At 75.4% G+C, this 13,920-nt stretch carries 11 protein-coding genes; 6 read left to right on the top strand and 5 right to left on the bottom strand.

Annotation, left to right across the window (positions count from 1 at the left end; all coding sequences use genetic code 11):
- Positions 1-39: 39 nt before the first annotated feature.
- From ACFQ11_RS12140 to ACFQ11_RS12125, 4 genes are read left to right on the top strand one after another with little or no spacing between them, the layout of a single operon-like run.
- Entirely contained in the window at positions 40-1,197 is a 1,158-nt protein-coding gene (locus tag ACFQ11_RS12140) for an ATP-grasp domain-containing protein (protein WP_378298328.1), read from the top strand.
- On the top strand, positions 1,194-2,813 hold the full coding sequence (locus tag ACFQ11_RS12135) for an IucA/IucC family protein (protein WP_378298327.1): 1,620 nt from the start codon (positions 1,194-1,196) through the stop codon (positions 2,811-2,813). Before ACFQ11_RS12140 ends, ACFQ11_RS12135 begins: the two co-directional genes overlap by 4 nt.
- Positions 2,804-4,396, top strand: coding sequence for an IucA/IucC family protein (locus ACFQ11_RS12130; protein WP_378298326.1), 1,593 nt, complete (start codon positions 2,804-2,806; stop codon positions 4,394-4,396). Before ACFQ11_RS12135 ends, ACFQ11_RS12130 begins: the two co-directional genes overlap by 10 nt.
- Positions 4,393-5,463, top strand: coding sequence for an alanine racemase (locus tag ACFQ11_RS12125; protein WP_378298324.1), 1,071 nt, complete (start codon positions 4,393-4,395; stop codon positions 5,461-5,463). Before ACFQ11_RS12130 ends, ACFQ11_RS12125 begins: the two co-directional genes overlap by 4 nt.
- 148 nt (positions 5,464-5,611) lie before the next feature.
- On the opposite strand, the gene ACFQ11_RS12120 is transcribed toward ACFQ11_RS12125, so the two are convergent.
- Positions 5,612-6,046, bottom strand: a complete 435-nt coding sequence (locus tag ACFQ11_RS12120) for a hypothetical protein (RefSeq protein ID WP_378298322.1) — start codon at positions 6,044-6,046, stop codon at positions 5,612-5,614.
- Positions 6,043-6,678, bottom strand: coding sequence for a maleylpyruvate isomerase N-terminal domain-containing protein (locus tag ACFQ11_RS12115; RefSeq protein WP_378298320.1), 636 nt, complete (start codon positions 6,676-6,678; stop codon positions 6,043-6,045). Before ACFQ11_RS12115 ends, ACFQ11_RS12120 begins: the two co-directional genes overlap by 4 nt.
- 80 nt (positions 6,679-6,758) lie before the next feature.
- Here ACFQ11_RS12115 and ACFQ11_RS12110 point away from each other — a divergent pair, with 80 nt between their 5' ends.
- Together ACFQ11_RS12110 and ACFQ11_RS12105 are read left to right on the top strand one after the other, a co-directional pair.
- The gene (locus tag ACFQ11_RS12110) at positions 6,759-8,351 is read left to right on the top strand and encodes an AMP-binding protein (RefSeq protein WP_378298318.1); all 1,593 of its coding nucleotides are present in this window, start codon (positions 6,759-6,761) and stop codon (positions 8,349-8,351) included.
- A gap of 102 nt (positions 8,352-8,453) precedes the next feature.
- A complete protein-coding gene (locus ACFQ11_RS12105; RefSeq protein ID WP_378298316.1) occupies positions 8,454-9,209 on the top strand; it encodes an ATP-binding cassette domain-containing protein in 756 nt (251 codons plus the stop codon).
- On the opposite strand, the gene ACFQ11_RS12100 is transcribed toward ACFQ11_RS12105, so the two are convergent.
- The 3 genes from ACFQ11_RS12100 to ACFQ11_RS12090 form a co-directional block, all read right to left on the bottom strand.
- On the bottom strand, positions 9,206-9,517 hold the full coding sequence (locus ACFQ11_RS12100; RefSeq protein WP_191329913.1) for a hypothetical protein: 312 nt from the start codon (positions 9,515-9,517) through the stop codon (positions 9,206-9,208). The two genes, ACFQ11_RS12105 and ACFQ11_RS12100, sit on opposite strands and share 4 nt — an antisense overlap.
- Positions 9,518-9,621: 104 nt before the next feature.
- Positions 9,622-10,401 (bottom strand): class I SAM-dependent methyltransferase, encoded by a 780-nt coding sequence (locus ACFQ11_RS12095; RefSeq protein WP_378298314.1) that lies wholly within the window; start codon positions 10,399-10,401, stop codon positions 9,622-9,624.
- A 107-nt stretch (positions 10,402-10,508) separates the two neighbouring features.
- A complete protein-coding gene (locus ACFQ11_RS12090; RefSeq protein WP_378298312.1) occupies positions 10,509-13,916 on the bottom strand; it encodes an ATP-dependent helicase in 3,408 nt (1,135 codons plus the stop codon).
- Positions 13,917-13,920 lie beyond the last annotated feature (4 nt).

Raw genomic sequence — 13,920 nt, 5'->3', positions numbered from 1 at the left:
GGAGTTAGGCAAGGCTTACCTCACTGGAAAGGGCCCCTCGTGGCCGCCTCCCTCTACCTGGTCGCCGGGAAGGCGACCGACTCGGTGACGCACGGGTTCCTGCCCGCCGCCGCACGCCTCGGGCTCGACGCGGTCCTGCTCACCGACCGTCCCGCCGAGCACGCGGACGTCCCGCCGCCGGTCGGCGCGGTCGTCGAATGCGACGTCTCCGACTTCCGGGACGTCATCGACCGGATCGCCGCGCGCGGGGAGCCCGCCGGCGTCTTCTCCAACGGCGACTTCCTGCAGGCGCCGGCGGCGCTGGCCGCCGCGTACTTCGGGCTGCCGGGCAAGGACTGGCGGGCGGCCGCGCGGGCGAAGAACAAGGCGCTGGCCCGCCGCTGCCTCGCCCACCTCGACCCCGTGTTCTCCGCGGACGCCCGCGCGGTCCCGGCGGACGCGCCGTACCCGCTCGTCCTCAAGCCGCGCGAGGGCGTGGCCAGCGAGGACGTCTTCCTGGTGCGGGACGCGGACGAGCTGCGCGCCCGCGTCGCGGAGATCGGCGCGCGGCGCGCGGACCCGCTCGTCGCCGAGGAGTACCTGCCCGGGACGCTGCACACCCTCGAGACCCTCGGGGACGGGCACGAGGTGCGGGTGCTCGGGTCGTTCCGCACGGACGTGTCCCCGCCGCCCCACTTCGTCGAGGAACGCCTCGAATGGGCGCCCCCTCCCCCGGAGACCCCGCAGGTCCTCGCGCAGCTCGCGGCGCTCGGCGCGGGGTTCGGCGCGTGCCACACCGAGTTCGTCGTCCACGAGGGCCGCGCCCGGATCATCGAGGTGAACTACCGGCTGATCGGCGACCACTGCGACTTCCTGCTCGCCGACCTGCTGGGCGTCCCGCTGCACGAGCAGATCCTGCGCGTGCACCTCGGGGAGCGGCTGCCCCCGGCCGTCCCGCGGCCGCGCGGGCACGCCGTCGCCGAGCCGGTCATCGCCGACCGCGCGGGCCGCCTGGCCGCCGCGCCCGGACCCGTCGAGCTGGACGACGGCGGCGTGCGGCTCGCGTACCGGCCGCAGCGGGCGGTCGGCGACGAGGTCGCCCTCACCCGGACGAACCGGGACTACCTGGGTACCGTGCGCGCCATCGGGCCGGAACCGGACGGCGTCCGGGCGGCCCTCGCCCGCTTCCGCGCCGCCCACGAGTGGACGATCGCGTGACCGAGGGCGACGCCGCGTTCATGGACCCGCCCACCCGCGACCCCGCGTCCGCGAACCCCGAGGGGGCGCTCGCCGCGCGCGTCCTGGACGCCCTGCTGCGGGAGGACTACGGGGGCCTGCGGGGGCTCGTCCGGGAGGGGGCCCTGCACCTGCCGGGCCGCGCCGTGCGGCTCGCGAAGGCGTGCCCCGCGTTCCTGTCGGAGATCGAAGTGGACCCGGCGCAGAACCTCACGCTGGACGACGTCTTCCACGCCGTCCGGCGCCTCGCCCACCCCACGGACGACGTCGCCGCGTTCGAGCGCGAATGCCGGGACGCGCTCGCCGTCGCCGGGCTGCAGCGCGACGCGCGTCCCGCCGTGCACCGGCGGCTCGCCCGCGTCCCGGACGAGCTCCGCACCGGCCCGGGCGCCTTCTACGAGACCCTCGCCGCGTACAACGGGCATCCGGTGCATCCGACGAGCCTCAGCCGGACGGGCCTGACCCGGGCCGACCTGAGCCGCTACGCGCCCGAGTTCGCTCCCGTGTTCCCGCTGCGGTGGGCGTCCGTCCGCGGCGCGGTCCTCGCGGGCGACCCGCCGCCGTGGTGGCCCGAGCCGTCCGACGTCGGGCTGCCGCCCGGCGGGGCGCTCTTCCCCGTGCACCCCCTCGCCGCGCCGCACGTCCGCGCGCAGCCCGGCGCCGTCCTCGCACCGGACCCGTACCTGCGGGTCAGGCCGACGCTGTCGATGCGGACGGTCGCCGCGGCGCCGCTCGCGCACGTGAAGGTGCCGCTGCCGACCAGCACGCTCGGGCTGCGCAACCGCCGCACGATCGTGCCGGGCACGCTGCCGGACGGCGCGCTCGCCGAACGGATCCTGCGGCGCGTCCTCGACCGCGAACCCTCCCTGCCCGTCCTGCTGGCGGACGAGCAGACGTACGGGCACGCGCAGAACCCGCTGCTGGGCTACCTCGTGAGGCGCTTCCCGCCCGAGACGGCGCGCGCGCACGTCGTTCCCGTCGCGGCGTTACTGGCCGAGGCACCCGAACACGGCCACGTCATCGAACGCTGGGACGTCGAGGCCCTCTTCGCCTCCTACCTCGACGCGCTGTTCTCCTGGAACGTCACCCTGTTCCGTTACGGCATCGCCCTCGAAGCGCACCAGCAGAACGTGTCGCTCGTCCTGGGCGACGGCCCGCTCCGCCTCCTGATCAAGGACAACGACGGCGCGCTCATCGAGCCCGCCCGCCTCCGCGAGCGTCTCCCGCCGGTCCCGGACGCCGACCCGCGCGACCTCATCGACCGCCGCATGACGACCGGCGACCCCGACGCCCTCGCCCGCGTCTTCGTCACGATCACCCTGCACCTGTGCGCGGCGGCGCCCGCCCTCGGCCTCGCCGAGCGCGGCCTGCTCCCCTGGCGGACGGGACGCGCGCTCGTCCGCGACCGGCTCGCCGCGGCGCTCGGACCCGACGACGCGTTCCTGCGCTCCCGCACCCTCGACGCCGCCGCGCTGCCGGGCAAGGCCATGGTCACCGCCGGGACCCTCGTCGACAAGGCGCGGACCGGCTCCGCCGACATCAACAAGCACTACGGCCCGGCCGGGCCCAACTATCTACGGGACACCACGTGCTGCTGACCGACCCCGCCCTCTCGGCCGACGACGCCACCGCGACGGCACTGCTGAACTGCCTGATCCGGGAAGTGTGCGCGCCCGAGCAGCAGGTCCGCGCGGACGGCGGGCGCCTCGTCGTCCGGCTGCCCCGGGTGGACGTCGTCCTGCGCGCCCGCCTGGCCCGCCCGCCCGCCGGGCCCACCTACCGGCTCGAACCGCCCTACGAGGAGCGGCGCGGCGACGCCTGGACGCCCGCGCCGTGGCGCCGGCTCGCCGACCTCGTCGCCGGCGAGCTCGAACTCGCGACCGGGCGCGCGAACCCCGAGTTCCTCGCCCAGGTGGACGACAGCCGCACCGCACTCGCCGCGATCATCGAGGCCCGCGAGGACGCGCCGGCCCCACCGGACGACCGGTACGTCGCGTCCGAGCAGTCGCTCGTCGCCGGGCACCGCTTCCACCCGTCCCCCAAGGCGCGGCAGGGCGCACCCGGCGACTGGCTCAGGTACGCGCCGGAGGCCCGCGCGCGCTTCCGCCCGCACTGGCTCGCCGTCCCCGAGGAACTCGTCGCCGAAGAAGGCGACCCGGACGCGTTCGCGACACTGGAGAAGCACGGCCCGCCCCCGGGCCCCGGCCGCCGCCTGATCCCCGCGCACCCGTGGCAGTTGTCCCTGCTCTCCGACCGCCTGCACAGGGCCTTGCAGGCCGGGCTGCTCACCGACCTGGGGCCGTCCGACGCGGAAGCCGTCCCGACCTCCTCCGTCCGGACCGTTTACCTTCCGGACGCCGACGTCTTCTGCAAGTTCAGCCTCGACGTGCGCATCACCAACTGCGTGCGCAAGAACGCCTGGTACGAACTCGCAGGTGCGGTCGCACTGAACGACCTCCTGAACCCGGTGTTCGCGTCCATGGGCGTGACCCTCCTGGCCGAACCCGCCTACCGAACCGTCACGCTCGCGGACCGCCGCCTGTACGAAGGTCTGGGCGTGATCCTCCGCCAGGGCGTGAAGCACCTTCCCGGCACACCGCTCCTCGCGGGCGCCCTGGCCGACCCCTACGGCGCGCTCCTGCGATCCTTCCCCGCCATGTCGACCCCCGAGGGCGCGCTCACCTGGTGGGACGCCTACGTCGCCCAGGTCGCCCCGCCCGTCCTCCGCGCGTACCTGGACCACGGCATCGTCCTGGAACCGCACCTGCAGAACGTCCTGGTCTGCGTCGACGCCGACGGAGTACCGATCCACGCCGCGTTCCGCGACCTCGAAGGAACCAAGCTCGTCCAGGGCCGGTGGGACCTCGCCCACCTGCCGCCCCGCGTCGCGGAGAGCGTCACCTACGCGCCCGACCGGGGCTGGAACCGCGTCGTGTACTGCCTGCTGATCAACCACCTCACCGAGATCGCCGCCGCCGTCGCCGACCTGCACCCCGGCCTCGAACTGTGGCCGTCCGCCCGGCGTCACTTCGCCGCCCACGACCACCACCCGCAGGTCCGCGCCCTCCTGGCCGGGGTGCCGCTGCCCGCGAAGGCGAACCTGCGCACCCGCTGGTCCCGCACCGCCGACCGCGGCGCCGCCTACGTCCCCGCACCCAACCCGCTGGCGAGGCCACTGTGAAACTCGACAACGTCCCCGAACGCCTCCCCGCGTACGTGTACGACCTGCGGGGGCTCGCCGAACACGTCGCGTCCGTCCGCGCGGCGCTCGGCCCCACCGAACTCTTCTACGCCGCGAAGGCGAACCCGGACCCCGAGATCCTCCGCACGGTCGCACCCCACGTGGACGGCGTCGAAGTCTCCTCGGGCGGCGAACTGACCCACGTCCGCGAGACGCTCCCGCACATCCCCATCGCGTTCGGCGGCCCCGGCAAGACCGACGACGAACTCGCCCTCGCCCTCGGCGTCGACCGCGTCCACGTGGAGAGCCCCCGCGAACTGTCCCGCCTCGCCGCCCTCGGCCCCGCGAACGTCCTGCTCCGCGCGAACCTGCCCTTCCGCACGTCCGGCGCCGCCCTCGCGATGAGCGGCCCCTTCGGCATGGACGAGGACGCGCTCGCCGAGTGCGCCCGCCGCGCCCGCTCCACGGGCCTCACCCTCCGCGGCGTCCACGCCCACCTCGCCTCCGGCCTGGACGCCCCCGCGATGGTCGACCTCGCGACCCGCATCGTCGACTGGGCGGCGCCGTTCCTCGAGGAGCACGGCGTGGACGACCCGGAGATCAACGTCGGCGGCGGCATGGCCGTCGACTACACCGCCCCCGAGGCCCGCTTCGACTGGACGTCCTACGGCGCGGGCCTCCCGCCCGGCCATCGCCTCCGCGTCGAGCCGGGCCGCGCCCTCACCGCCTACCACGGCTGGTACGTCACCGACGTCCTCGACGTGAAGACGACCCGCGGCGAGACCCACGCGATCCTGCGCGGCGGCACCCACCACCTGCGAACCCCCGCGACCAAGGGCCACGACCAGCCCTTCGACGTCCTGACCTCGACCGCCGCCCCGGCCGCCCGCGCCACCCTCGTCGGCCAGCTCTGCACCCCGAAGGACGTCTTCGCCAGAGACGTCCCCGTCCCGCCCCTGTCACCGGGCGACGTCATCGCCTTCGCGATGGCGGGCGCCTACGCGTGGAACATCTCCCACCACGACTTCCTGATGCACCCCAAACCCACCTTCCACTACCTCCGCTGACCGGCCCCACTGCCCGGGTGACCGAGGACTTCGGCCCGTACACGTTCGCGGCCCGGCGGGTCGTGGAATCCGCTGCCGTGCACGCCGCCGCACTCGGACATCGACGCGCGGGCCCGGAACACCCCGTGAACGCCTGCGGTGGAGCGGGTCAGCAGTGGTCGAGCAGATGGGCCGACGGGCCGTAGTTGATCTTCCAGTCGGCGTAGACGCCGACCGTGCCGTCGGTGACGCAGCGGAGGCCGACGCTGATCCAGCGGACCTCGCGGTCGGGGTGGAGGGAGAAGCCGACGCCGATCTCGAACTCGGTCCCGCCGCACCCGGGACACTCGCACATGCCGAGCTCCGCCTCCTCCAGGAAGTCGGCGCCGTCGGCGATGTACGCGGACGTCCCGCACCGGGCGCAGGTGCGCCGGACGACGCCTTCATCGTCGTCCAGGCACACCTCGAACGCGCGGTGGCCGCACTCCCCGCATACCGGCTGGACGACCTTGTCGACGCGGTACCCCTCGGCTCGGAAGGTGCGGACGTACTCGGCGAGGGCGGCGAAGCCGTCCGCGGGCGCGGGCTCGTGGTCGGTCGTCACCTCGGGGCGCCGTACCAGCGCCAGGTCGTGACGCGGGGGCGGCCGGGGAGGTCGGCGCGGCCCGTCGCCCACAGGAGCGTCCGCCACGGGGGCGTGTCGGCCGGGGCGTCCGGGAACAGGCGGGCCAGCGTCCGCGCGCACACGTCGGCGGGAGGGTCGTACGGGACGTCCAGGCCCTCGATCAGGTCGCGGGTGTGGACGAGCGTCTCCACGACGCCCATCGCGGCGAAGCCCCCGGGGTCGGACGCGCCGTAGACGTGGTACGCGCGGACGTCCGGCGGTGTGACGCGCACCTTCGCGACGAGCAGCGCGGCGCACGCCTCGAAGACCTGCAGGAGGCCGTCCGATCCGGCGGCGGTGTCGGCGTGGACGATGGTCGTGGGGGCGGCGGGCCTGCGCCCTTCGCGCGCGAACGGCACGTTGCGGTCCATGGGCGGCTTCCTGGGACCCATGTTCATGGCGTAGAGCGTGAGCGCGTTGCACATGTGCTCGACGGTCTCCCAGCGGGTCCAGTCGAGCGAGGCGGGGTCGCCGGACCATGCGTCGGACGGCAGCTCGCGCAGGGCGTCGAGGGCGGTCAGGACGGCGCGGTCGAGGTCGTCCGGGGTGACGGGTTCAATGTTCGCGGGCATCGACGCCACCCTAGCCTTTGCGCGCCGTTGAACTTCTCGTCTAATGGGTATGGCGACCTTCCCGACAAAGGAGAGATTCGGTGCTCGAGCGGGTGCGTTCGTTCGCGAGCCAGGGAGTACGGGCGGCGCGCGCGGTCCGGGACGTCGGCGCGCTGCGGCCGGTCCGTCCGGACCGGGCGGTCCGGATGCCGCTGGCCTACCTGCGCTACGGGCCCGTTCCGGCCACGGTCGGGGCGATGTCGGCGCTGCGGTGGCCCGACCGGACGGCCGTGATCGACGAGCGGGGCACGCTCACGTACGCGGAACTGGAGGAGCGGGCGGCGGCGCTGGCCACGGCGCTGCGCGACCGGGTGCGGGAGGACGACCGCGTCGGGGTCCTGTGCCGCAACCACCGGGGGTTCGTCGAGGCGGTGCTCGCGGCGTCCCGGCTGGGGAACGACGTGGTGCTGCTCAACACCGACTTCTCCGCGCGGCAGCTCGCGGACGTCGCCGAGCGGGAGGGCGTCGGGCTGCTCGTCCACGACGAGGAGTTCGGGACGGTCGTGGACGACGCCGGGTTCGGCGGCGCGCGGATCCTCGGCTGGACGGACGCGCCCGCGCCCGAGACGATCGACGCGCTGGTCGAGGAGACCCGCGCCGAGCCGCTGAAGCCCCCGCGCCCCAGCAACGTGATCATCATGACGTCCGGGACCACCGGCACCCCGAAGGGCGCGCGGCACGAGATGTCGGTCGGGGCGCTGATCCCGGCCGCGCTGACGCACCTGATGCGCGTCCCGGTCCGGTCGGGCGCCCCCATCGTGATCACTCCCCCGCTGTTCCACCTGCTCGGGTTCGCGTACTCGACGGTGGGGCTCGGCATGGGCATGCCGCTGGTGCTGTCGCGCCGCTTCGACGCGGAGAAGGCGCTGCGGCTCATCGCGGAGACGGAGGCGGAGGCGCTCGTCGCCGTCCCGGTCATGCTGCAGCGCGTCCTGGACGCCCCGGACGTGCCCGTCCCGTCGCTGCGGGTGGTCGTCTGCGGCGGTTCGGCGCTGCACCCGCACGTATCGGACGCGTTCATGGACCGGTTCGGCGACGTCCTCGTCAACGTGTACGGGGCGACCGAGATCGGCTGGGCGACGATCGCGACCCCGGACGACCTGCGGGAGGCCCCCGGCACGGTCGGGCGCCCGTCGCTGCGGCTGACGATCCGGATCCTGGACGAGGACGGGAACGAGCTGCCGCCCGGGGAGCCCGGCGAGATCTTCGTCGGCGGCGGGCTGCGGTTCGCGGGCTACACCGGGGGCGGCGGCAAGGAGGTGCGGGACGGCCTGACGAGCACCGGCGACCTGGGGCACTTCGACGACGCGGGGCGGCTGTTCGTCGACGGGCGCGCGGACGACATGATCGTCTCGGGCGGGGAGAACGTGTTCCCCGGCGAGGTCGAGGCGCTGCTCGGCGGGCACCCGGACGTCGCGGACGCGTCGGTGACCGGGGTGGACGACGCCGAGTTCGGGCAGCGCCTCGCCGCGTACGTGGTGCGGGCGCCCGGCGCCGAGGTCGGCGCGGACGACCTGAAGGCCTACGTGAAGGAGCACCTCGCCCGGTACAAGGTGCCGCGGGACGTCCACTTCGTCGACGAGCTGCCCCGCACGAGCACCGGGAAGGTCAAGGCGAAGGCGCTCCGGGGCTGACGGAGATCTTACGGATGTCGAACGGGGCCGCCGCTCCGCCCGCCGCGGCCCGCCCGCCCGGCTAGCGTCGTCCGCACAACGATCTTGGTGGGGGGACGACGGATGAAGGGCGCGATCATCGAGGCGCGCGGCGTGCGCCTCGGCACGGGACGGCGGGACGGGCTCTCGTTCACCGTCGGCGCGGGAGAGGTCGTCGCGCTGCCCTGGGGGCCGGGCCCCCGGGCGACGGCGCTGCTGGAGGCGGTCGCGGGGCTCCGGCGCCCCGCCGGGGGGACCGTGCGGGTGCGGGGCGCCGACCCGTACGAGGACCGGGGCGGGCGCCGCCCCGGGGCCGTCTGGCGGGCGGGCGGCTGGTTCCCCGGCCTGACCGCGGCGGAGGTCGTGGACGGCTGGCGCCGCTGGACGCTCGACCCGCTCCCCGCGGCCGAGGCGCTGCGGCGGACCGGGCTGGCGGACCGCGCGGACGTCCGGTACGAGCGGCTGGACCCCGGTGAGCAGCGCATGCTCGACCTGTCGCTGGCGCTGGTGGGCCGCTCGGACGTGCTGCTGCTGGACGAGCCCACGGCGGGCCTCGGCGACGCCGCGGCCGACCGGGTGTGGCGGGTGCTGCACGAGCTGGCGGCGTCCGGTGCGGCCGTCCTGCTGACGCCCCGCTCCCCCGCCGAGGCGCGCCTGGCCGACCGGGTGTGCGGCGCCGCCCAGCCGGCCCGCCCGGGCCCGCACGACACCGTTCATCCCGCCGACGCGCACCCGGACCGGCCGGACGCCGGGACCCGCGCCGCGCGGCGGCCGGACCCGCGGGCCGGGGCGCGCCGACGCCGCCCGCTCGCCTCCGCGCGCCCGGGAGTGCCCGTCTAGGCGGCGCGCCGCTTGGCGGCCATGCAGATGCGGGCGAGGTCGTTCAGGGCGTCCGCGCGGCGCTCGTCCAGCGGCCGGTCGTCGCCCGGCGCCGCCTCGGCGAGGGTGTCGATGACCAGGGAGAACAGCGGCCATTCGGCGGGGCCGATGGCGCCCTGGAAGTCGACGCCGTCGGCGAGGTCGTCCACGTCGAGGTTGCGCGCGAAGGCGGCGAGGGCGGCCTCGGCCGCCACGACGCCGATGCGCATCGCCAGCGCGGCCGGCTCGCGCTCCAGGGGCCGGTCGAGGGGAAGCGTGCTGGAAGCCATGCGCGACAACATAGAACATATGAGCGAGCGCCGTCGAACGTTTGCTCGAAAAGATGCCGCGTGTCACGCCCGGAACGTCGGCACGCTCCCCGTTCGCGCCGCCGTCAGCCCGCGATGGCGTGCAGGAACAGCAGCGAGTGCGTGAAGTGCAGCTCACCGTCCCGCTCGCTCGGCCGCATCCCGGTCGGGGGCCCGCCGCCCAGTTCGTCCCGCAGCTCGCGGCGGATCGTCGCCCGCACGTCCTCGGGGGTGCCGGAGAAGTCGAGCCACGGCTCCAGCGGACGGACGACCTCGAACCGCTCGGCCCGCTTGACCTCGGCGCCCGCGCCGGTGGCGAGCTCGGCGATCTGCGCCTCGGTGAGGATCGTCCCGTGCGAGGGGTCGCGGAGCCGCTCGATCCGGTCGGGATCGCCGTCGAGGTCGTCCGGGCGGACGAGATCCGCGACGAAGATCGCCGCGCCGGGGCGGCTGACCCGCTCCATCTCCTTCACGACGGCCTTCGGGTCGGCCGCCTGGTGCAGGGAGAACCGCGTGACGACGAGGGTGAACGACCGGTCGAGGTAGGGCAGGGCGGCGGCGTCGCCGTGCGCGAAGGTGACGTTGGTGACGCCGTCGCGGTCGACGGCGCGCTTGCCCTCGGCCAGCATCGCGGGCGTCAGGTCGAGGGCGGTGACGTGCCGGACGCGCCGCGCGATCGCCCGCGACACCAGCGCGGTCCCGGCGGCGACCTCCAGCACGACGTCCTCGAGGTCGAGTTCGGGGTCCATGAACTTCACGAGGCGGTCCAGATGCCGGGTGAACGCCTCGTTGCGGCCCGGGTCGGCGAACCCGGCCGCCTGCTTGGAGAACTCGCGGACCACCTTCGCGTCATGGGACTCCGTCATGCCGCAGCCTCCCTCGTCGGTTCCCCGGATCATCCCCGAAAGCACCGGCGGTGAACAGAGGCCCGTGACGATGCACACCCGAACGCTCACCCCCGCCCCGGCGGGGGTCAGCCCGCCGGGACGCCGTCGAGCAGCGCCGCGAGCCCGTCCGCGTCCAGCAGGTCCGCCGGACGGACGGTCACGCCCGCGCGCACGTAGTGGAACGCGGCGCTCACCCGCTCGACCGGGACGCCCGCGAGCTGCGCCCACGCGACCCGGTACGCGGCGAGCTGGACGGACGCGAACCGCGCGTCGTCGCCCGACGGGGGCCGCCCGGTCTTCCAGTCGACGACCTCGTAGCCGCCGTCCGGCGACCGGAACACCGCGTCCATGCGGCCCCGGACCAGCCGGTCCCCGATGATCGTCTCGAACGGCACCTCGATGTCGAGGGGCTCGCGCGCCGCCCACTGCGACGCCTCGAACGCCTCCCGCAGCCGCGCGAAGTCGGCGTCGTCGGCCGCGCCCTCGTCCGCCGCGCCGGGCAGCTCGTCCGGGTCGAGGAGCCGCTGCTGCCCCCAGCGCCCCTCGAGCCAGGTGTGGAACGCGGTGCCGCGCCGCGCGTAGGGGGCGGGCGGGCGCGGCATCGGGCGGCGGATCTGCCGGGCGAGCGCGGCCGGGTCGCGGGCGAGCGCCACCAGTGACGACACCGACAGGTGCCCCGGCAGCTCGACGAGCGTCCCGTCGCCGCCGCGGCCCCGGTCGCGTTCGGCGAGCAGCAGCTCGACGTCCCGCGCCCACGCCGACATGCGGGCCCGGTCGGCGTCCGCGAGCCCCTCGGTGCCCGCCCAGTGCAGGACGCGGCCCGCCATCGCGTCCTCGACCATGCGGGCGCCCTCGACGACGGCCTCGTACCGTTCCCGCGCGGACAGGTCGGTGTGCCCGCGCTCGCCCGGCGCCGCCGGCCACGGCGCCTCGTCGGGGTCGGTGAGCAGCGGGTTCGTCGCGTCCTGCGGCGGCGGGTCCGCCCACGCCACGATCTTCCCGGCGCCCGCCGCGCACACCTCGCGGACCTCCTCCAGGAACGGCGACGGCCCCAGCGGGCGGCCCGACGACCCCCACCAGTACCCGGTGACGATCAGCAGGCTGGACGCCCGCGTCACCGCGACGTACGCGAGCCGCCGCTCCTCGCGCACGTCCCGTTCGGCGCACGCCTGCTCGAACGCGGCGAGGTCGTCCTTCTCCAGGCCCGCGAGGTGCGGCAGGTCGGCGCGGTCGCCGCGCAGCGGGAACGGCAGGACGCGCGGGTTCGCGGTCCAGCGGGTCGCGTTCTGCGGCGGCGACGGGAAGATCGACCCCTTCGCGGGGTTCCCGTTCTTCTGCGCCGTGTACGCGAGCCCGGGGACGATCACGACCGGCCATTCCAGGCCCTTGGACGCGTGCACGGTCAGCAGCTTGACGCTGTCGGTCTCCCCCACGCGTCCCGCCTCGAGCCCGAACTCCTCGGTCTCGGCGGCCTTGAGGTAGGCGAGGAACGCGCCGAGCGTCGGGTCCTCGGCGTCCCCGGCGAACCGTGCGGCGGCGTCGATGAACGCGTCCAGGTCGGCGCGCGCGGTGACCGGATCGAGCCCGGACCGGGCCGCGACCTCGATGTCGAGCCCGAGCGCCCGCTCGACCTCGTTCACCAGGTCGGGCAGCGGCAGCCCGACCTGCCCGCGCAGCGCCCGCAGCTCGTCGCGGAGCCGCCGCAGCCGCCCGTACCCCTCGGGCGAGTACGCGGCCGGGTCGCCCAGGTCGTCGAGGGCGTCCACGAGGCTGCCGGTCTCCTGGTTCAGCTCGCCGACGAGCTGCCGCAGCGGATCGTCCGCCTCCCGCTCGCCCGCCTCGCCGGACGGCTCGGGCCGCGGCGCCTCACCGCCGGCCTCACCGCCGCCGTCACCGTCGGCCCGGCCCTCGTCGCGCGCGGGCGGCGTCACGTCCCGCGCCTGCTCCTGCGCCAGCGCGCGCGCCCGCCGCCCCAGCGCCACGAGGTCGCGGGGGCCGAGCCGCCAGCGCGGGCCGGTGAGCAGCCGGGCCAGGGACGCCCCGGCGGACGGGTCGTGCATGACGCGCAGGGTCGCGACGACGTCCTGCACCTCGGGGACGGTCAGCAGCCCGCCGAGCCCGACGACCTCGACGGGGATCGCGCGGGCCTCCAGCGCCCGCCGCAGCAGCGGGAACTGCGACCGCTTCCGGGCCAGCACGGCGACGTCGGAGTACCGCAGCGGCTCGGCCTGCGGGGCGCCGTCCGGGGCGGTGCCGGGGTCGGCGGCGAGCAGCGCGGCGATGCGGCCCGCGATGCGCTCGGCCTCTTCCTCGACGGTCTCGAACAGGGCGCACTCGACGCGGCCGCGCCCGTCCCGCCCGGCGCCCGGCACGAGCACCGGCACCGCCCTGGTGTCGGCGCGCAGCTCCTCCTGGATGCGCGCCGCCGCGTCGAGAATGCGCTCCCCGTTCCGGAACGACCGGCTCAGCTGCACGACCGGCGCCGGAACCGGCCTGCGGCCCCCGACGGACGGCTGCGCCGGGAAGTCGTGCGCGAACCGCAGCAGGTTGCCCGCGCTCGCGCCCCGCCACCCGTAGATGGACTGGCACGGGTCGCCGACCGCCGTGACCGGGTGCCCGCCCGCGAACAGCGACCGCAGCAGGACGAGCTGCGCCTGGCTGGTGTCCTGGTACTCGTCGAGCAGCACGACCGAGAACCGCGACCGCTCGATCATCCCGACCTCGGGATGCCGGTGCGCGATGCGGGCGGCGAGGGCCATCTGGTCGCCGTGGTCGATGACCTCCTTCGCCGCCTTCGCCCGCCCGTACGCCTCGACCAGCGGCATGAGCTGCTCGCGGACCGCCTGCTTGGCGAGGACGTCGCGCTGCGCCTTCAGCGGCTTGCGCAGCGCCGCGAACATCTCCTCCAGCCGCGCCCCGACGCCGCGCACGTCGTCGGCCGTCCGCAGATGCTCCGACAGGTCCCCCGACAGCTCCATGACCGCCTTCGTGACGGTGTCGGGCGACCAGTCGACGCGGTCCATCGGGCCGTTGTAGGCGTCGACGACCCGCGAGCAGATCTGCCACGCGACCGCCGGGGAGATCAGCCGCATCGTCGGCTCGAGCGCCTCCCGCAGCGCGTGGTCGCCGAACAGCCGCGCCGCGTACGCGTGGTACGTCGACACCATCGGCTCGCCGTCGAACAGCGACTCGCCGCCGAGCCGCTCCAGCTCGTCCGCCGGCAGCACCTCCCGCAGCGCGTCCAGCCGCTTGCGGACGCGCGCGCCCAGCTCGGCGGCGGCCTTGCGGGTGAACGTGAGCCCGAGGACCCGTTCGGGCCGGACGAACCCGTTCGCGACGAGCCACACGACGCGCGCGGCCATCGTCTCGCTCTTGCCGGACCCGGCGCCCGCGACGACCGCCATCGGCGCCATCGGCGCCTCGATCACGCGGGCCTGCTCGTCGGTGGGCTCGGGAATCTCCAGCAGCCGCGCCAGCTCGGCCGGGGTGATCACCGAA

Origin of the sequence: Actinomadura sediminis, from assembly GCF_042675525.1 — a bacterium.
In the GTDB taxonomy this organism is placed as follows: Bacteria; Actinomycetota; Actinomycetes; order Streptosporangiales; family Streptosporangiaceae; genus Spirillospora; species Spirillospora sediminis.
The sequence above is the reverse complement of the archived record's forward strand: the minus strand, read 5'-3'. Positions and strand labels throughout refer to the sequence as shown.

Coding starts and splice junctions, on each gene's coding strand:
- ACFQ11_RS12115 (WP_378298320.1), bottom strand. CDS start 6,678: ATGCCCGCGAACATTGAACCCGTCACCCCGGACGACCTCGACCGCGCC.
- ACFQ11_RS12105 (WP_378298316.1), top strand. CDS start 8,454: ATGAAGGGCGCGATCATCGAGGCGCGCGGCGTGCGCCTCGGCACGGGA.
- ACFQ11_RS12100 (WP_191329913.1), bottom strand. CDS start 9,517: ATGGCTTCCAGCACGCTTCCCCTCGACCGGCCCCTGGAGCGCGAGCCG.
- ACFQ11_RS12095 (WP_378298314.1), bottom strand. CDS start 10,401: ATGACGGAGTCCCATGACGCGAAGGTGGTCCGCGAGTTCTCCAAGCAG.